Below are 18,870 nucleotides of genomic sequence, written 5' to 3' on the forward strand. Positions count from 1 at the left end.
TACTAAAATTGATAGCTGATGAAAATTGTTGAAGAGGTTAAGGAATTTGCTACCCGATATTACGAGGAGAAAGTTTCGGCTTTGTTGAACTACCATTCTATTGAACATACCCGTCTGGTTGCTAAAGTGTCGGAAACTATTGCCGGGGCCGAAAGTTTGAGCGAAAGAGAAAAGGATATTGTGGTGGTGGCCGCCTGGTTTCACGATATTGGTCATGCGGTTTCGTTAAAAGACCACGAGGAAGAAAGCTGTAAAATTGCCCGACAATTTCTTGCCGAAAAAGGCATGGATGAAGCTTTTATTGTTGAAGTAGAAAAGTGCATCAGGGCAACAAAAATGGGAGCGCCCAAAAATTCATTGCTCGAAGAAATTATTGGCGACGCCGATCATGCGCATGCAGGAATGGACAATTTTATGGAAATCTCCAATTTGCTGCGGAAAGAGATGTGCAATTTTGTTGAACGAAAATGCTCGAAACTGGAATACTGGAAACAAACGCTGGATTTTATTCTGGGCATAAAATTCCATACCGAATATGCCAGGAATACGTTTGAGCCGGTTCGCTTAAAGAATATCAAAAAAGTTGAGAATCGCATCAAAAAACTGTCGGCCGACAAAGCTCCGGAATTACCGACACACACCCAGAAAAGTACAGCACGCGGTATCGAAACCATGTTCCGGCTTACGGCTCGCAACCAAATTAATTTGAGCTCGATAGCCGATAATAAAGCCAATATAATGCTTACCATTAACGCTGTGCTGGTATCGGTGCTGATGAGTACAAGCGCACTGACTTTGCGCACCAGCGAGCATAATTTCCTCATTCCCGGAATTATTCTCATTGTGGGCTGTTTAATATCCTTGGTGTTTGCCATTCTTTCGGTAATTCCAAAGTACGGATCGGGACAATACAGCGATGAAGACCTGAAAAAGCGAAAACTTAACCTGCTGTTTTTTGGCAACTTTGTAAATATGCCTTACGAGAAATATAAAAAGGGCGTAAAAGAAATGATGAGCGATTATGATTATTTGTACGGAACACTAACCAAAGACCAATATAACCTGGGAAAAGTGTTGGCTAAAAAATATAAACTATTGAGGTATTCATACCGCGTTTTTATGGTGAGTTTTGTGGTGGCAGTGCTTACATTTTTAGTGCAGTATCTCTCAAAAATCATGTAAAAACTGCTTAATGCCAAAACTTGAAAGAACATATAAAGGCTCGGTACGCCGACATCAGTTTCAACTGTTGGTTTTTACTTTGATTTACTGGAATGTGGTCATCCGCTTTGCTATTTTTATGCGCATGCTGGGTGCCCGCGACGACCATATGGGCGATATGTTATCAAAAGGAATGAGCTTTTTGGTTGATGAGGTGGTGTGGTCATCGGTAGTGATTTCGCTCTTTGCCACTTTAAGCTGGTTTACGCTTAATATGGTTTACCCTAATCTGGTTCGGAACCTGAAAATGCGCAAGCTGGCGGTTGGGGTGGTCTTTCTCGACATTCTTATCTTTTTAGTTATAAGCATTCTTTTAGGAATTGTCCATTACAGTGTATCCGAAGATTTGAGTTTTATCGAGTCAGTATCTCATTTGCCACGGTTTTTATTTAACTCCACCATCCTCTTTTTTCTTATTGTATTGTTTGTTGGCGGCTATGTTTACCAATTGATCAACACGCTTTTGCAGCAGGTTGGTTATGCGCCGCTCGGGAAAATTATGATGGGATACTACCAGAAACCCCGCGAAGAGGAATTGATTTTTATGTTTCTCGATTTACAATCGTCGACTGCAGTGGCCGAAAAACTGGGGCACAAAAAATACAGCTATTTTATTCAGGATTGTTTTAAATGTGTTTCGAATTCGTTGTTGGCAACCCGGGGACGTGTTTATCAGTTTGTTGGCGACGAGGTAGTTATCTCATGGACTACCAAACGAGAATCGTCGTTTAAAAGTGCGGTTGATTTTTATTACCTGTACGAAAAAGCACTGAGCAAACGCCGAGAGTATTTTGAGACCCATTACGGAATGATGCCCGTTTTTACCGCATCGTTAAACGTTGGGAAAGTAATGGCCGCCGAGGTGGGCGAGATAAAACGCGAGCTGGCTTTTCACGGCGATGTGTTAAACACTGCCGCACGCATTCAAAAACAGTGTAAACGCTACAAGAAAAAGATATTGGTAACCAGCGAATTTGCTGTAAAACTGATAAAAACCACCAAAGAATATAAAATTGAATACGTCGACCTGATTAAGTTTTTTGGTAAGAAAAATTCCATAAAGATTTACGAAGTACATAAAACTGAAAACTAAGTTGTTTTCATTCCAGTCCTTAGTTTTAGCATTTCACGAATTTCCTTTCGCATACCCCCCGTAATGCGTTTTATCTTCGCTTCTGAAAACAGAAAACAGATGAAAACAAGCATTATTGTTTGTACCTACAACGAAGAGGAAACCATTTTTAATGTTGTTGCTTCGTGTTGCAAACACAACCCTGAAGCCGAGGTGATTGTAGTTGACGACGGATCGACCGACGGAACTGAGAATGTTCTGAAAACCCTGGTTTCTCATTATCATTTCGAGTATTTAAAACTGCCTGAAAACCATGGAAAGAGTTATGCGATGGCCTGTGGCGTTGAGTATGCCAGCAACGAAATTGTGCTGTTTATCAATGCCAATTTGGTTCATTTACGCAAGGATCATTTCACCGCCATGTTAGCCCCGATTCAAAATCATGAGGCTGACATGGTTATTGGCAATCCCGCCAGTTTTACCATTAATTATGGCACCAATCCTTATGAAACGGCCATGGGCGAAAAAGCCATGCTAAGAGCTGATTTACTTCCCATTTTAAAAGATGTGAAAGAAATCTTTTTTGGGGTTGAAGCATTTTTAACCATTTATTATCAGGCTTTGGGAAAAAGAGTTAGCTATCAGTCGCTACACGATTTGGAGCGGGCAGTGCGTGTATCTGACAGCGGAAAAGTTAAGGAGAGGCACGAGGGCGATAAAGAAATTGCCAATGCAATGATTTCCAATTTCGACCTGATGATAAAGCGTGTGCAGAACAATATCCAGAAATCACAAAATTACACCCAATCAACCATTTCAAGTGTTCAGTTGCAGTTGAACAAGTATATGAAGCACCTGAGAGAACGCATTACAAGTGTTGAACCTGTTTAAAGGCATTTCAGGAATACATTTTATCATTCGGTGCAAAAATGTAAAACGTTAGAAATCAGGTGAATTAATTTTGCAGTGATTAGATTATAAATAAAAAGGCATAATCTGAAATGAGCATGAAATTTTTCATTCAAAAATTACATAATGAGAATGATTAAATTTTATGTGAGAACGACAGACGGAGCGGTTCCATCTGTCAATTTTAGTTTTTAAGATTATCGAAAAAATAAAAATTATACAGATGAAATTCAAAAACATTCTATTCTTTTTAGCGGCTGCTTTGGTTGCATTTACCGGATGCAAAAGCAGCACCGGAGAGGAGGCCGTGGCCGAAACCATTAAAAATGTAAAGATCGAAACCGTTAGCGATGGCGTAACTCAGAATACGGTTACATTAAACGGTAAGATTAAGGAAAAAAGCCTTACCTCGCTTTCTTTTCGAGTCGGCGGTCCGTTGTTAAAACTAAATGTAAAACAAGGCGATTACGTAAAACAAGGACAGGTAATTGCTGAGATCGACAAGCGCGATTACAAGCTACAACTGGAAACTACAAAAGCCCGGTTTGAGCAGACCGAAAGTGAGTACCTGCGTTACAAACAACTGATTGAGCAAAACAAAATTCCGGAAAATACTTTTGAAAAGATCAAGTCGGGGTACCTGATGACAAAAACAGCTTACGAAAACGCACAAAACCAATTGCGCGACACCGAGCTGAAAGCTCCTTTTTCAGGTTATATCTACGAAAAGTTTGTTGAGAATTTCCAAACTGTTGGAACAGGAACACCGATAGTTTCATTCATCGACAATTCGCATCTTGAAGCAGTGGTATCGGTTTCCGAAAGTCAGCTTCAGCGTGTAAAAAGCGATAAAGAAAGTTACCTGACGGTAGCCAACGCGGGCATCAGCAATTTGCCGGTAAAGTTGTTTAGCGTTAGCGAAAAAGCGATGCAAGATGGTTTGTACGAAGTGAAATTTTCGTTCGAGAATAAAAATGATTTGGCAGTAGCTCCGGGAATGACAGCGGAAGTTACCGTTTATAATACGGCCGAGCAAAATCAGTTATCGGTGGCAGCTTCGGCAGTTTTCCACGAAAAAACAAGCACTTACGTTTGGGTATTCAATCCGTCAACAAGTAAAATTGAAAAGCGCGAAGTTAAAATTTCGCTCGACGGAAGTCAGGGACGTGTAAATATTGTATCGGGCGTTAACAAGGGCGAACAGGTTGTTACAGCGGGAGTGCATTATCTGGTGGAAGGCCAAAAAGTTCAACCTATTAAAACACCATCGGTAACTAACATTGGAGGATTGTTGTAATGCTGGAAAAGTTACTGAATCAAAAAGCAATGATCTCCACTATACTGGTAGCAGTATTGCTGGGAGGTATAATTGCTTACAATAATATTGGAAAACTGGAGGATGCCGAAATTCCGATTAAGGCAGCCACGGTGATTACCGTTTACCAGGGAGCCACAGCGCACGAAGTTGAATTGGAGGTGACCGATCCGCTGGAAAAAGCCATTCAGAAACTGGAAAATATCGATGAGATACGATCTGTTTCGCGTCCCGGTTTGTCGATCATTACAGTTTACATTCAGCCAACGGTTAAAACGCCGCAGTTGCCGCAGCTTTGGGATCACCTGAGGCGAAAAGTTAACGATGCAAAAGGTTCGTTGCCGGCCGGTGCTGTGGATCCAATTGTAAATGATGACTTTGCCGATGTTTACGGAATTTTGTACGCCATAACTGCCGACGGATATTCGCATCACGAGTTGGTAAAATACACCGAATACATCGAACGCGAGCTTTTAAGCGTTAATGGTGTTCGCCGCTCGCAGATTTTTGGTGAAAAAACCGAATCCATCGACATTGTTTTTTCTCCTGAAAAGCTGGCAGGCTTAAGTGTAAACCCGCTCTTCATTGCTGCAGCTATTCAAAACGAAACGGCGATTATCAACCCGGGATCAATTGTTACCGGTGACGAATCGATTCGTGTAGGAGTGGGGCAAAAAATAACTTCGATCGGGGAAATTGAAAATCTATTGATTCAGGTTCCCGGCGGGGGCAACTTCCGTTTGGGCGATATTGCGACGATTGAAAGATCGTTCCTCGAGCCACAAAACGCAGTACTCTTCTACAACGATAAAGCCGGTTTAACGCTGGGTTTATCGAATGAGAGTGGAATTAACGTGGTGAAACTGGGTGAGCGACTGGATGAAAAGCTGGCCGAATTACAAAAAGAATTGCCGGTTGGTTTCGAAATCAACCAGGTGTATTACCAGCCCGACCGCGTTGATGATGCAGTAAAAGATTTTATGTTGAACCTGGCCATGTCGGTAGGTATTGTAATTGTGGTACTAATGTTTGCCATGGGATACCGATCAGGACTGCTTATTTCAAGCGGTTTGATTTTTACCATCATGGGAACCTTGATTGTGATGTTGGCCATAGGCCTACCATTGCACCGGGTTACGCTGGCAGCTATTATTTTGGCCATGGGTATGTTGGTTGACAATGCTATTGTTGTTGCCGATGGAATTCTGGTCGACCTGAAATCGGGCATGGACCGAAGCAAAGCTTTTGTAAATACCGCACAAAAAACCGCGCTGCCATTGTTGGGTGCTACAGCAGTTGCAATTCTGGCATTTTTGCCATTGCGCATGTCGCCAAACGAGGCCGGTGAGTTTCTATCGTCACTGTTTACCGTACTGATTATCTCGCTTACCTTAAGCTGGATATTTGCGATGATTCAGACACCATTCAATGCGAAATATTTCTACCGCAAAGAACGTCCGAAAGGCGAACATGCCGAAACTTATGATAAAGGTTTGTACAAGATTTTTGGGAAATTCCTGAAATGGGCCGTACGCAATAAATATATGTTTGCTCTAAGTTCTTTTGCAATCCTGATCTTTGCATTCTGGTCGTTCCGTTTTGTAAAAGTGGACTTTATGTCGAAAATAGATTACGACCAGTTTTTTATTGAGTATTTCCTGCCGCAGGGGGCTGATATTGATGCTGTTGAAGCTGATGTAAAACAAATTCAGGAAGATATTTTGGCCATGAATGGTGTGCATGCGGTTACCGGATCTGTTGGCCGTCCGCCTGCCCGCTACCTGTTAATGCGTCATATGCAGACAGGTGGAGCAAACTATGCCGATTTTATTGTTGAAACAAACAATACCGACCGGGTGGAAACTTTAATCCCTGAGATTGAAAACTACCTGAATGAGAATTATCCGAATGCATTTGTCCGGGTGATGGAATACGGAGCAGCTTTTGCCGATGCCGATATTGAGGCGCAGTTTATTGGCCCCGATCCTGCCGTATTAAAGGATTTGGCCAACCAGGCAAAACGTATCTTCTTAGAAGAGCCATCGGCTGTAAATGTTACCGACGACTGGAGAAATCAAACCAAAAAAATTGTTCCGGCCTACTCGGTTGAACGTGCTCAACCGCTTGGGTTGTCGCGCGCTGATATGGGTAACTCTATTTTGGTAGCCACCAACGGACGCCCAATCGGAGCCATTTACGAAGGCGATAAAATGCTGCCGATCGTATTGCGCACCGATAACAAAGTGGCTGATAATATCGAGCAACTGCTGAACATCCCGGTTTGGGGACAACAAAGCCGTACAAGTGTTCCATTGTCACAAATTGTAGATACTATGAAAGTTACATGGGATTACGAACTCATTCACCGTTTGGATAATAAGCGGGCGATAAAAGCACAATGCGACGCTGCCGACGGATACACAGCTACCGAAGTTCAGTCTAAATTTCAACGGGAAGTTGAAGCAATTGATTTGCCCGACGGTTACGAACTGCACTGGGAAGGAGCAACTGCCCGTTCAGGCGAAGCCAACTCAGCGCTGTTTATGTTTCTGCCGCTGGCAATCGGATTGATGGCGATTGTTATCATCGGTTTATTTAATAACCTGAAGCAGCCAATCATCATTTTTCTGGTGGTGCCATTTGCGTTTGTTGGTATTGTTTTGGGGCTGGCAACTACAGGTGTGTACCTCACCTTTGCAGGAATCATCGGTGCTTTGGGATTGATTGGTATGATGATTAAAAATGCCGTGGTTCTGCTCGATGAGATTAACCGGAATATCAAAGAAGGAAAAGACCGTTTGAAAGCAACTATCGATGCTGCGTTATCACGTTTGCGTCCGGTAATGATGGCCTCGCTGACTACAATTTTGGGTATGGCACCACTTATCACCGACTCGATGTTTAACTCAACCGCCATCGTTATCATGTTCGGTTTGGCCGTTGGATCGATAATTACCCTTGTAGTTGTTCCGGTACTTTACACCGTTTTGTACCGTGTTGATGGAAGTAAATTAACGACAAAAGCATAATTGTGATTGTGAATGTAGATAGAGTTAGAAAAAGTTGCCCCGTTTTTTATTTGTCGATGGGGGACGACAGTTTCTAATCCTTGTGGTTAGATAAAAATCGGGGTCAACTTTTCTAAAAACGAAAAATGAATTCAATCAAAAAAAGAAAAAAAAGGAATGAATCAATTACTTAAATATATAGCCGGTACAGTTATCGTTTTGCTAACTGTGTTTGGTAACACTTCTGCACAAAAAGTAATGACGCTGGAAGACTGCCGCGAGCAGGCCATTGCTTTCAATAAGGAATTGAAAAATGCGGCCCTGCAAAACCGCGAAGCGCAGGTAAACCAGGAAGTGGCCAGAACGGCTTATTTGCCATCAGTGGGTTTTTCGTCATCGTTGATGCACCGCCCGGGAATGGATGGGATAAACATGCCGGGGTATTTTTTACCAACCGCCGACAGTGAGGAAGCGGCTTTGAATGGTGACTTTTCAGGAACCAGCGATATTTGGAACCCGGGAATTAATATCGATTTGGGGAGTTTAACGCTTATAAACAGTGGTTTTGAAGTAACCCAGGCGATTTATGCCGGCGGAAAAATTCGCTACTCTAACCAGCAGGCCGATGCCGGTGTTTCTATTGCCGATATGGCTTTGAATATGAAATATTCGGAAGTGATCGAGCAAACGGATCAGGCGTTTTGGCAGGTGGCAACCGTTGAGGAGAATATTAAAATTGCCGAAGAATATATAAAAATGCTTACCGAGTTGGAAGACCAAATGACAGCGATGTACGAAGTTGGATTGCAGCCGGCAAGTGAAAAATTGCGGGTAACCGTTCAGAAAAACGAAGCCGATTTGAACCTGATAAAAGCCCGCAACGGTTTAAAAGTGGCTAAAATGTATTTGAACCAGATTTTGGGTCAGCCATTGGATACTGAGATTCAAATTAGCCACGATGCCAATCCCGAAGTAAAATTGTTTAACCTCGAAGATGGGTTGGTACAAGCCGGCAGCAAACGAAACGAGCTGAAAATTCTGGAAAAACAGAAAGAAATTTCGGAGTTGGACGCCAAAATTACACGTGCCGATTATTTACCAACTGTTGGTGTAAGCGCGCAATATACCAGTTACTGGGTAAAAGATTTGTACGAGGAAATCGATTTTCAGCCCATGCTGGCAGCGCAGGTTTCTATCCCGATTTTTCAGTGGGGACAAGGAAAAAAGAAACAACGTGCAGCCCAGTTAAAAGTACAACAGGCCGAAACAGATTTGCAACATACAAATGATTTGATTAATCTTGAGGTTATGCAGGTAAAGGTGCAGGTTGAAGAAGCTTACGAATCGATTCTTTTGGCGCAAAAAAGTGTTGCCGAGGCTGAGGAAAGTATGAATGAAACCAAGGCCAGTTTTGAGGTGGGCTTAAATACAACCACTGATATGTTGAATGCACAGGCGCAGTGGGTTCAGGCTAAAGCGCAGTTAACGCAAACCATTGCCAGTTTCGAGGTACTAAAAACCAGGTGGCAAAGTGTAACCGGAAACCTGTATATGCCTGAAGAGGAAAAGTAAAAAATCGCATAAAAAGAAATGAAGTGTTTAGAACTACATAGCAAAAAGAAACCAACCCTTGCAATGAGGTTGCCCAGCTACGAACCTGTTAGTGTAGTGGGGCGCTTTATTATTGTCAGCATTATTGCTGTGTTGGTGTTGCATTTTATTTCGTATGTTACGCATATTCCTGCCGAAGAAGATGTTAAAATTCCGATTGTAATTTATGTGGTTGTAATTTTAGCTTTTAACATTGCGGCCGAGTTACAAATTATTCTCGATAATATTCTGGAGCGCATTCTGCCTGTCCCGAAAAAGATAAAGCTGAGGCTTTTTCTACAGATCAGCGTTGGAATTTTGTTTCTTGTTTTTGCGCACCGTGTGATCATGTATTTTATAGATCCGAAACTGGGAATCGGTGAGTCACGATCAGGTGTGATTATGGGAATGGTTACCGGTTTGGTTTTCGTACAAATGGTAGCCAATTCGCTTACTATTGCCCGTTTTGCACAAAAGTGGTTCGATTCGCAGGAACAGATTGCCGAAATGAAACGCGAAAAGTTGCGCATGGACTACAACTCGTTGCAAGACCAGCTGAATCCGCACTTCCTTTTTAATAACCTCAGTGTGCTAAAATCGCTGATTATTTACAATCCGGATGTGGCCGTGGAGTTTACCGAAAACTTTACCGATGTATACCGCTATGTTTTGCAGAGTAAAGATAAGCGGCTGGTAAAGTTAGGCGAGGAGCTCGATTTTATGAAAGCCTATTGTGCACTGCATCAGGAAAGGTTAGGTGAGGGTTTAAATGTGACAACCCATGTGGAAAACGATAACAAGGATCGTGAAATTGCCCCTTTAACGGGACAGTTGCTAATTGAAAATGCAATTAAGCACAATATTACAAGCCGGGAAGCACCCCTTGATATTAAGGTTTATGTTGAGGATGAATATTTGGTGGTATCCAACAGCTTGAATCGCAGGGAGGCATCATATTCAACTAAAACAGGACTGAGGAACCTGGTGAAACGTTATGAGATATTAACCGAAAAAGAAATTGTGGTTCAGTACGACGAAAACCGTTTTGAAGTGAAAGTACCGTTATTGTGAATGCGATTTGAGTTACAGATAAATTGATTTTTATCTCGGATATTGCATCGCAAATGTGTAAGCGCAGCTAGATGAATACTAAAAAACGTAGATTGTGAAAGTTATTATTGTAGAAGACGAAATTCATAACTATCGTTTGCTGCGGGGAATGGTTGAAAAACTGCGGCCCGAATGGCAAATTGTTGATTGGTTTGAAAGTGTAAAGAGCACGGTTGCCTGGCTGAAAAATAATCCGGCACCCGATCTGATCTTTATGGATATTCAGCTAACCGATGGTATTAGTTTCTCCATATTCGACCAGGTAAATGTAACCAGCATGGTAATTTTTACCACCGCTTATGACGAATATGCTTTGCGGGCTTTCCAGGTAAACAGTATCGACTATTTGCTAAAACCTATAAAGGAAGAAAAGCTGCGTTTATCCATCGAAAAATTGGAACACATGGTTTTGGTATCAAAGGAAAAACCCGAAAGTACTCCTGATTATAAAGAGCTGCTTCAGGCAATAACTTCGGGCGAAAAGAAATACCGGAAGCGTTTTCTCATTAGCGGGGCAACATCGTATTTTAAACTCGATGTGGAAGATGTGGCCTGGTTTTACACCGAAAACCGCGTAACAACAGCCGTAACCTATCAGGGGAAAGAACATGTTATTGATTTAACCATTGAAAAGCTAGAAGAACAGCTCGACCCCGATCTGTTTTTTCGTACCAACCGAAGTTCAATTGTGCATATTAATGCCATCCGGAAATTCGAAAATCATTTTGGCGGAAAGTTGATTTTGAGACTCATTCCACCTTTTGATGAGCCCATTACAATTAGCCGTTTAAAGGCTACCGAGTTTAAAGAATGGGTAGGGAAATAAGCAAAATACCGGGGCTATCTATAAGATTATAATATATTTGTTAGTTAAACACAAATGAGAATGAAGTACAGAGACCAGTTATACCAGGAAGCGATTGCAATGATTGAAGATGCTACACCCCACAAGGAGAGTATTTTATATCACAATATTTACTCCCTCCAAACCAAGGGAGGTTATCCATTTTCATCGAAAAAAGATGTGCATGAATTGGTTAATTTCTTAAATTCATGCGATTAAAATAAACCGGGTCCGGATTTTCTTCAATGTTTTCGGGGCCTGAATTATTTTGGTACAGGAACCAGGGAAATTAACTAAGCCATTCGGGCATGAAAAATTCGATCCTCACAACTTATCAATTAGTAGCCGTTGTATTTTTTCTATTGGCTGTATTTCCTGTTTATTCACAAGAAGAAAATAAGGCTGAAAAGCCCCAAATCGCATTGGTTTTAAGCGGAGGAGGGGCAAAAGGTTTGGCACATATTGGTGTGCTAAAAGTGCTTGAAGAAGCCGGAATACGTCCGGATATTATAACCGGAACCAGCATGGGAAGCATAATGGGCAGTTTATACGCCGTTGGTTATACGGCCGATGAACTTTCTGATATCAATAAAAACGCCAACTGGGATTTGTTGCTGACAGATAAAGAAAGGCTGTTAAGTGTAGCCATGGACGAAAAGGACGAAACCAAAAAATACCTTTTCGAAATTCCGATACGCGAAAAACGGATCAACCTGCCGGCCGGTGTAATTGACGGGCAACATCTTGAAGCGTATTTTTCCGAACTACTTTGGCCGCTTACCGAAGAAGAAGATTTTAATCAGCTGCCTGTTCCGTTTCATTGTATGTCGGTTGATATGATATCGGGAGAAACCATTGAACACAGCTCCGGCGATTTGGTGAAATCGATTCGTGCCAGCATGTCTATCCCAACCGTTTTTTCGCCCGTGCAAATGGACTCTATGCTTTTGGTTGATGGAGGCGTTACCCGCAATTTCCCGGTGCAGGAAGCCATAAATATGGGGGCTGATATAATTATTGGTGTTTACGTGGGATTTCAGGAAGATGTAACGGCTGATGATATTCAGTCGATGACCGATATCCTGCAACGATCAATAGCACTCGGAGGTATTGTTGATGCCAAAGAGCAGTTCGAAAAATGCGATGTGCTGATCATCCCGGATCTTCGGGATTATTCGGCTGCCGATTTTGTGAAAGGACAGGAAATTCAGCAGATTGGCGAAAATGCAGCCAGGAAAAAATGGAGCGAAATAAAAGCACTGGCACGGAAATACGATTTGGAATATACGCCTGTAAATCGAATCCCTCAACCTGAAAAAATAAGAATTACCGGAATGGAAGTAACGGGGCTGAATTATTTAAGCAGGAATTTTGTTTTGTCGAAATCGGGAATCGAAATTGGTGACAGAATTAGCGCTGACGATATTAAGGAAGCCATCGATTTTATGTATGGCTCCATGCATTTCGGGAAACTGACTTATTCGTTAAAAAGAGATTCGGATACGGAAGGTTATATTCTTGTTTTTCATGTGAAAGAAAGACCAAGAGCGATGCTTAAACTGGCACCCCGATACGACGATGATCTGGGGGTTGGGATTACTACTAATTTTACCTTGCGAAATATGATTGCTCCGGCAACACGCATGCTACTCTCGTTAAATATTGCCGAAAATCCGGGTTTGGAAATCAAGTTAAATAAGTTCGTTGGAAAGAAACAGCGACTGTCCGACTATTTCTTTATGAATACCTACAGTTACAAACTTCCGTTTTACGATGACGGCAAACGTTTGGGCAATTACAAACGAGGTTATTTTGGCGGAGGGTACGGATTGGAATATTTGTTTGGTTTGAATCACCAGCTGGGGGGCAACGCATTTTATAAATACAACCGTTTAACGCCGCGTGCCGATTTGCAATCGATTTATCCGGAAACCGATTTTGATTACCTGAAATCACACGACTGGGGGTATCAGTTGTACTACAAGGTAAATACCACCGACGATCTTTACTTCCCGAAAAGAGGTATAAAACTGAATATTGGCTTTCAACACATTCTGTCGGCCAACAGCGAAATGGACTTAAATACTGCAGAACCAAGAGATTATCTGATTGGCGAGATTAATGAACCATATGCGACTTTAAGCATCGATCATAACTGGTACAAAACATTTGCCGGTAAGCTAACTTATAATTTCGAGGTGGGTGCTGGTTTTAGTACCGAAGATTCGGGAGTAAACGGAATCTATATGTTGGGCGGATCGCAATTTGGCGCCGACAAATTACAGTTTAAAGATTTGGCAGGTTTTAATTTTGCCGAAATTTACACCTACAACTATGCGGTTGCGAAGTCATCGTTAAGCTGGGAAATTGCTTCGGGACTTTATGTAACAACAAAAGTTAATGTAGCTGCCACTGGCAGTACTTACGAAGATTTGTTCGATCACCTTACCACGCAGCCATTTGGCGATAATATCTGGGGGTATAGTTTCGGATTTAAATACGATTCACTTATGGGCCCCATGCAGTTATTAATATCGGGTAATAACCAGGATAACGAATCGCGTTTTCATTTTAGCCTCGGATTTCCGTTTTAATTTAATATTTCCCCATGGCTTTGCCTTGGGGTTCCGCTTTTTCTCCCCTCAATGGGGGAGATGTCTGCCTTTATGGCTGACAGAGGGGTGAAATAAAGAAAATTCGGGTTTTAGCCATTTAGCTGAAATGATGTTGGCGTAATGCCCCTTGGCTCTGTTACGGGGATAGTCAACTTCAAGAATTTTCTTTATTTGCTCAACTTGTTTTTCCAAAGTATAAACGCAAAACAGGTACGCTGATCTGTATTAAATTGCTTTTGTGTTAAAGCGACATATTTAACCGATTTTGTTATTTTCTGCAAAATCTTTATAATTTTAGTCCCTTTCAAAAATTAACTCACTATGTTGAGCGTTCGATTTGAATAAATATTAATATCAGTATAACTAACTAAAAACAAAAAATCATGAAGAATAGAAGAGAGTTTCTGAGGATTTCTACGGCAGGTACGGTTGGTGTTTTGGCACTGGGAACCTATGCATGCGGCTCGGGTGGTAAAAAACCTGTTGAGCAGGCAGCAGAAGCCGTTAAGGCAGCAACCGGAATGGGAGTTGGCTTGCAATTGTATAGTATCCGCGACGCAATGGCTGCAGATGCGGCAGGTACATTGAAGAAAATTGGCGATATGGGCTATAAGTTTGTTGAAATGGCTTCGTATGCCGATGGCAAATTTTATGGTGTAGCACCAAAAGAATTCCAAAAAATGGTGGAAGACAACGGAATGAAAGTAGTAAGTAGCCATACCAGTGTTGAAGCCGAAGGAATTACTACTGCAAGTGCCCAGATAATGGCCGATGCACATGCCGAAATTGGTGTTGAATATTGCGTTCAGCCGTGGATTGAAGAAAAAGACCGTAATATCGAAAGCTACAAAAAGATGATTGCCGAGTGGAATAAAGTTGGCGAGATCATGAAAAACGTAGGTATTCAGTTTGGTTACCACAACCATAACTTCGAGTTTAAACCAACCGATGGAATGGTACCTTACTACGATGTGTTCCTGAAAGAAATGGATGCTGACCTGATTACTATGGAGCTGGATTGTTACTGGGCGTTGAAAGCTGGCCAGGATCCTGTTGAAATGTTTAACAAATATCCGGGACGTTTCCAACTGCTTCACTTTAAAGGTATGGGTGAAGAGGTTGTTGAACCATTTTACACTGTTGACAAAGACGATATTGTTTCTGTTGGTGCCGGCGTTGCTGATTATAAGAGTATTTTAGATGCACGCGAAACTGCAGGTATGAAATACTTCTTTGTGGAAGACGACAACCAGGGTAATGGTAAACCTTTTGAAGGTGTGAAAGCAAGTATTGATAATATTAATGCAAAGATTTTAATCTAAACGATACTGAAAGCATGTGACAGGTCGTTTATTTAAGCGGCCTGTTTTTTTTGTCAAAAAAAAAGCTTTGATCCAATCGCGGTCAAAGCTTTTTATTTAATTCAAAATTACTTTCAGTTTCAATTCCCTGGCTTTTTTGTAAAGTCGGATGGAATCTTCAGAAACGGCAGATGGAATGTCAACTTTAACGCTCCATACGGGCCCTGTTTCCTTTAATTCCGGTTTTCCGTTTTTAAAATTGTCTTTCATTGTTTATATGGCTTTTCTGCAATGTACGGAATTTTACAAATATTATGCCGAAAACCCTACGTAGTTATCACCAGAACATTGTGAACAGTAGTTGTTTAACCACTTCGGTGACTTAATTTACGGCCTTTATAGTGTATCCGCGCTTTTCAATGCTTTTTTCAATTTCGTCGATCGACACTGTCGATGCGTTGTATGTTACAATGGCAGTTGAATCCGCAAGTGTCACTTTTACCGATTCAATCCCGCTCAGGGAATTTACGCCTTTTTCTACCGAAGCCACACAGGCATCACAATGTAATCCGCCAATATCAATGGTGGCTTCAATAATTTGCTCCGGTTGTGCTGCTTCAGTGTTTTTTTGTGCTCCGGAGTTGCACGCAACAAATCCAATCAGGATGAATAAATACATTAGTTTTTTCATGGTTGTTTTTATTTTTTTAGTTTTTACTTACTTGATAACGGGGGCAAGTATTTGTTTATTCTCTTCGCTGGCTGCTCCCATTACGGTTTTTACTTTATTTCCCATAAATTTCGAGAAAAGGCCTGAGTTTAGCATCGAAACATACGTTTTCCCATTCCGTTCGTAAACCGCGACACGGCAAGGCATAAGTGCCGAAACTACACGTTCCTGGTCGCTGCTTAATATCTGATAAGCATGATCGGGCTTACATAACGAAAATACTTTCACCGGTTTAACCTCGAAACCGTGTTTTTTCATGGTTGCCTGCAAATCGTATAAATGCGGCATGCTCCAGTTATTGTCTTTTGCCGATTGTTCAATGGCAGCAACGGTTTCGTCAAAACCCAGCTTACTCTCGTTCACCACAAACATTTGTTTTGGCATTACAACAATCAATACAATTACAGTTAAAAGTATGCCTGCAATAAGTCCGGTTAAAAACATAGTTAATCCTTTCATTATTAGTTTTTCTAATTTACACAAAGAAACAACACACAGTAAACTTTTGTTTGATAGATTTGCTTGATGGTGCTTAGAATGAAGGAAAAGAAAAAGGGAACCACTCATTCGAATAATTCCCTTCCTGTATATTGACGTTAGTTTTAATTCTAATTCAGGTTAATACAAACCTTCAATTGATAAGTAGCGCTCGCCGTGGTCGTACGAGAAAGTAAGAATTCGCGATCCTTTCGGAAGTTCTTTCATCTTTTTGGCAACGGCGGCCAACGACGCTCCCGACGAAATACCAACAAACAAACCTTCTTCTCGTGCTGCTTTTTGTGCATACTCGAAAGCTTCGTCTTTACTGATTTCTACTGTTCCATCAAGAAGTTCGGTATTCAGGTTGTTCGGAATAAAACCTGCACCAATTCCCTGAATTCCGTGAGGACCGGGATCTTTACCGCCAATTACCGGGCTTGAATCCGGTTCAACGGCAAAAACTTTCAGGTTCGGAAATTTCTCTTTTAAAACTTCAGCAACACCGGTAATGTGACCTCCGGTTCCAACACCAGTAATCAGGTAATCAAAACCTTCAGGGAAATCGTTTAAAATTTCCTGTGCCGTAAAGTTGTGGTGGACTGCTACGTTTGCCGGATTGTTAAACTGTTGAGGAATCCAGGCATTTTCAAGTTCACTGGCCAGTTCTTCAGCTCTGGCAATGGCACCTTTCATTCCTTTTTCTTTTGGTGTTAGTTCCAATTCGGCACCAAATACTTTCAAAGCTCTTCTTCTCTCCAACGACATTGATTCAGGCATGGTGAGAATTAGTCGGTAACCTTTTACGGCTGCCACCAATGCCAATCCGATTCCGGTATTTCCTGATGTAGGTTCAATAATCACCGAACCTTCTTTTAATATTCCTTTCTTTTCCGCATCCTCTACCATCGCTAGTGCAATACGGTCTTTTATACTTCCTCCCGGGTTTGTTTTTTCAACTTTCACCCAAACTTCGTAGTCCTCAGGATAGAGGCGGTTAATTTTCACATGTGGCGTGTTGCCAATGGTCTCTAAAATGTTCTTAGCTTTCATTTTTTTAATTATTGAGTTATTTCGGTAAATATTCTTTTAACAAAAAAAAAAGCCTTTCCGTTCACGGAAAGGCCTCGTATAATCTTGCAATTTAGCTCAAGTTAAAACACTACAACACCTTTCCCGTTTTTCAGGAAACAACAACACATCATCATATTGTTACCGGTGTTCTTCATAATGGGTGCAATATATGTAATTTTTATTTATTCTAAATAATAAATATGAAAAAAATCATGTTTTTCACTTCTTTGTTAAGAAAACCTACTATCTCTGTAGCTAGCCTTTATACCGAAGCCACTTAATCAGCTCTTTAATATTTACCTTTTTTCCATACATCAGTAACCCAATTCGGTAAATTTTGGCAGCTGCCATAATGCATACAATGGTTGTCAGCACCAATAGGCCCATCGAAAGTAATAGTTCCCAGACAGGTATTTCGTAAGGAACACGCGCCATCATAGCCACAGGTGAAGTGAACGGAATTATGGAACACCAAAACGCCAGCGGGCCTTCCGGGTTTTTTGCAATGGGAAACAGCAGCATAATCGAAAGAATCAGCGGAAAAGTTACCGGAAATACCATTTGTTGCGAATCTTCGTCGTTGTCGACAGCAGCACCAACAGCACCCAATAAAGCACTGTATAATAAATAACCTGCAAGGAAATAGAACACAAAAGCGAACAAAATAAGTGGCAGATTCAGGTTGCCAATCATTTCCATAACCTCCTTAACCTGGTTCGGTTGTGCGGCCTGCATGGCTGCCGGATTCATTTGCCCCTGCGATTCCATAATACTTTGTCCCATTTGCTGTGCCGACTCGGGCGTGAAAAAGAAACTCTGCACCACTACCAAACCAATGCCTCCCAAAACAAGCCAGATAGCAACCTGCGTGAGACCAACCAATGCGGTTCCGATAATTTTACCGGCCATCAGCTGACTGGGTTTTACCGATGAGATGATCACCTCGATAATACGGCTTTTCTTTTCTTCCATTACACTGCGCATAACCATGGCGCCGTACATAAACACAAAGAAATAAATGAGAAGCCCCATGGCATAACTGGCAATAAAAGCCACCACCGACGAACTTTTTTTGGTTTCGCCAGATTGCGATACCTTAAGTGTACTCAGGTTTACACTGGTTCGTGTTTTGCTCAGGCGCTCTTCCAGATCGGGGATTCCCGATTCTTCGATTACTTTTTGGCGCTTGTCATTTTCGATAAAACGGCTGAGTTTACGCTCAATTTGTTCGGTCAATTCAAACGGCAACTGTTTCTCAGAGAAAAGTTGCGCCTGGTTATTCGAATAAATATCTGATGGAATAAACAGAAGGCCGTAGTAACCACTGCCTTTCAGATTGGTTTTTAATGTTTCATATTCATTTTTCGGGATAAAATGGTAGCTTGTTGTGCCTTCCTCGCTGAATTCGCCAAGAAATAAATTGGTGGCATCGTACACCGCGATGGTGCGTTCTTCAGTATCGTCTTTTATCGAGAAATAGATGACAAGTCCGTAAACGCCGGCAATTAAAAACGGCATCAGGATGGTTAATATGATGAACGATTTCTTTTTTACCCGTTTCAGGTACTCTTGTTTTAATATTAGCAATGTGTTGTTCATGACGG

Annotated in this window: 16 protein-coding genes; 11 read left to right on the forward strand and 5 right to left on the reverse strand. The window is 41.6% G+C overall.

All coding sequences use genetic code 11. The features are described from left to right. Nucleotides 1-18: 18 nt before the first annotated feature. The 11 genes from LH29_RS16480 (at nt 19) to LH29_RS16525 (ending at nt 15,006) form a co-directional block, all read left to right on the forward strand. Nucleotides 19-1,182, forward strand: coding sequence for a Pycsar system effector family protein (locus tag LH29_RS16480; protein WP_045031777.1), 1,164 nt, complete (start codon nt 19-21; stop codon nt 1,180-1,182). 10 nt (nt 1,183-1,192) lie between these two features. Further along, nucleotides 1,193-2,314 carry an adenylate/guanylate cyclase domain-containing protein gene (locus tag LH29_RS16485; RefSeq protein ID WP_045031779.1) on the forward strand — a complete coding sequence of 374 codons (1,122 nt, stop codon included), beginning with the start codon at nt 1,193-1,195 and terminating at the stop codon, nt 2,312-2,314. 99 nt (nt 2,315-2,413) lie between these two features. Next, nucleotides 2,414-3,184, forward strand: a complete 771-nt coding sequence (locus LH29_RS23980; protein WP_198152482.1) for a glycosyltransferase family 2 protein — start codon at nt 2,414-2,416, stop codon at nt 3,182-3,184. Nucleotides 3,185-3,425: 241 nt separating this feature from the next. Next, nucleotides 3,426-4,499: an efflux RND transporter periplasmic adaptor subunit gene (locus LH29_RS16495; RefSeq protein WP_045031780.1), complete on the forward strand. Its 1,074-nt coding sequence runs from the start codon at nt 3,426-3,428 to the stop codon at nt 4,497-4,499. Then, nucleotides 4,499-7,546 (forward strand): efflux RND transporter permease subunit, encoded by a 3,048-nt coding sequence (locus tag LH29_RS16500; RefSeq protein WP_045031781.1) that lies wholly within the window; start codon nt 4,499-4,501, stop codon nt 7,544-7,546. Before LH29_RS16495 ends, LH29_RS16500 begins: the two co-directional genes overlap by 1 nt. A 156-nt stretch (nt 7,547-7,702) precedes the next feature. Beyond that, nucleotides 7,703-9,097 (forward strand): TolC family protein, encoded by a 1,395-nt coding sequence (locus LH29_RS16505; protein WP_082063768.1) that lies wholly within the window; start codon nt 7,703-7,705, stop codon nt 9,095-9,097. 18 nt (nt 9,098-9,115) lie between these two features. Continuing rightward, complete coding sequence (locus LH29_RS16510) at nt 9,116-10,186, forward strand: sensor histidine kinase (RefSeq protein ID WP_082063776.1); 1,071 nt, start codon at nt 9,116-9,118, stop codon at nt 10,184-10,186. A gap of 94 nt (nt 10,187-10,280) precedes the next feature. Next, nucleotides 10,281-11,051, forward strand: coding sequence for a LytR/AlgR family response regulator transcription factor (locus LH29_RS16515; RefSeq protein WP_045031784.1), 771 nt, complete (start codon nt 10,281-10,283; stop codon nt 11,049-11,051). A gap of 60 nt (nt 11,052-11,111) precedes the next feature. Next, nucleotides 11,112-11,288 (forward strand): hypothetical protein, encoded by a 177-nt coding sequence (locus LH29_RS24655; protein ID WP_157493733.1) that lies wholly within the window; start codon nt 11,112-11,114, stop codon nt 11,286-11,288. Nucleotides 11,289-11,377: 89 nt separating this feature from the next. Then, nucleotides 11,378-13,663: a patatin-like phospholipase family protein gene (locus LH29_RS16520; protein WP_082063781.1), complete on the forward strand. Its 2,286-nt coding sequence runs from the start codon at nt 11,378-11,380 to the stop codon at nt 13,661-13,663. A 404-nt stretch (nt 13,664-14,067) separates the two neighbouring features. After that, nucleotides 14,068-15,006 carry a sugar phosphate isomerase/epimerase family protein gene (locus tag LH29_RS16525; protein ID WP_052671029.1) on the forward strand — a complete coding sequence of 313 codons (939 nt, stop codon included), beginning with the start codon at nt 14,068-14,070 and terminating at the stop codon, nt 15,004-15,006. Between the two features lie 96 nt (nt 15,007-15,102). Here LH29_RS16525 and LH29_RS24660 read toward each other — a convergent pair whose 3' ends face one another. The 5 genes from LH29_RS24660 to LH29_RS16545 all read right to left on the reverse strand — a co-directional run bounded on the left by LH29_RS24660 (nt 15,103) and on the right by LH29_RS16545 (nt 18,865). Continuing rightward, nucleotides 15,103-15,255, reverse strand: a complete 153-nt coding sequence (locus LH29_RS24660) for a hypothetical protein (protein ID WP_157493734.1) — start codon at nt 15,253-15,255, stop codon at nt 15,103-15,105. Nucleotides 15,256-15,367: 112 nt separating this feature from the next. Continuing rightward, entirely contained in the window at nt 15,368-15,676 is a 309-nt protein-coding gene (locus tag LH29_RS16530) for a heavy-metal-associated domain-containing protein (protein WP_052671030.1), read from the reverse strand. A 27-nt stretch (nt 15,677-15,703) separates the two neighbouring features. Further along, nucleotides 15,704-16,174 carry a DUF302 domain-containing protein gene (locus LH29_RS16535; RefSeq protein WP_045031788.1) on the reverse strand — a complete coding sequence of 157 codons (471 nt, stop codon included), beginning with the start codon at nt 16,172-16,174 and terminating at the stop codon, nt 15,704-15,706. 159 nt (nt 16,175-16,333) lie between these two features. Next, complete coding sequence (gene cysK, locus LH29_RS16540) at nt 16,334-17,245, reverse strand: cysteine synthase A (RefSeq protein WP_045031790.1); 912 nt, start codon at nt 17,243-17,245, stop codon at nt 16,334-16,336. Nucleotides 17,246-17,521: 276 nt separating this feature from the next. Next, a complete protein-coding gene (locus tag LH29_RS16545) occupies nt 17,522-18,865 on the reverse strand; it encodes an ABC transporter permease (protein WP_045031791.1) in 1,344 nt (447 codons plus the stop codon). Between the last annotated feature and the right edge of the window lie 5 nt (nt 18,866-18,870).

Source organism: Draconibacterium sediminis (genome assembly GCF_000949475.1).
GTDB lineage: Bacteria > Bacteroidota > Bacteroidia > Bacteroidales > Prolixibacteraceae > Draconibacterium > Draconibacterium sediminis.

Bases quoted from the DNA above. Each gene is read 5' to 3' on its own strand.
- LH29_RS16525 (WP_052671029.1), top strand. From the start codon at position 14,068: ATGAAGAATAGAAGAGAGTTTCTGAGGATTTCTACGGCAGGTACGGTT.
- LH29_RS16505 (WP_082063768.1), top strand. From the start codon at position 7,703: ATGAATCAATTACTTAAATATATAGCCGGTACAGTTATCGTTTTGCTA.
- cysK (WP_045031790.1), bottom strand. From the start codon at position 17,245: ATGAAAGCTAAGAACATTTTAGAGACCATTGGCAACACGCCACATGTG.
- LH29_RS24660 (WP_157493734.1), bottom strand. From the start codon at position 15,255: ATGAAAGACAATTTTAAAAACGGAAAACCGGAATTAAAGGAAACAGGG.
- LH29_RS16530 (WP_052671030.1), bottom strand. From the start codon at position 15,676: ATGAAAAAACTAATGTATTTATTCATCCTGATTGGATTTGTTGCGTGC.
- LH29_RS23980 (WP_198152482.1), top strand. From the start codon at position 2,414: ATGAAAACAAGCATTATTGTTTGTACCTACAACGAAGAGGAAACCATT.
- LH29_RS16495 (WP_045031780.1), top strand. From the start codon at position 3,426: ATGAAATTCAAAAACATTCTATTCTTTTTAGCGGCTGCTTTGGTTGCA.
- LH29_RS16535 (WP_045031788.1), bottom strand. From the start codon at position 16,174: ATGAAAGGATTAACTATGTTTTTAACCGGACTTATTGCAGGCATACTT.
- LH29_RS16480 (WP_045031777.1), top strand. From the start codon at position 19: ATGAAAATTGTTGAAGAGGTTAAGGAATTTGCTACCCGATATTACGAG.
- LH29_RS16500 (WP_045031781.1), top strand. From the start codon at position 4,499: ATGCTGGAAAAGTTACTGAATCAAAAAGCAATGATCTCCACTATACTG.
- LH29_RS16520 (WP_082063781.1), top strand. From the start codon at position 11,378: ATGAAAAATTCGATCCTCACAACTTATCAATTAGTAGCCGTTGTATTT.
- LH29_RS24655 (WP_157493733.1), top strand. From the start codon at position 11,112: ATGAAGTACAGAGACCAGTTATACCAGGAAGCGATTGCAATGATTGAA.
- LH29_RS16545 (WP_045031791.1), bottom strand. From the start codon at position 18,865: ATGAACAACACATTGCTAATATTAAAACAAGAGTACCTGAAACGGGTA.
- LH29_RS16510 (WP_082063776.1), top strand. From the start codon at position 9,116: ATGAAGTGTTTAGAACTACATAGCAAAAAGAAACCAACCCTTGCAATG.
- LH29_RS16485 (WP_045031779.1), top strand. From the start codon at position 1,193: ATGCCAAAACTTGAAAGAACATATAAAGGCTCGGTACGCCGACATCAG.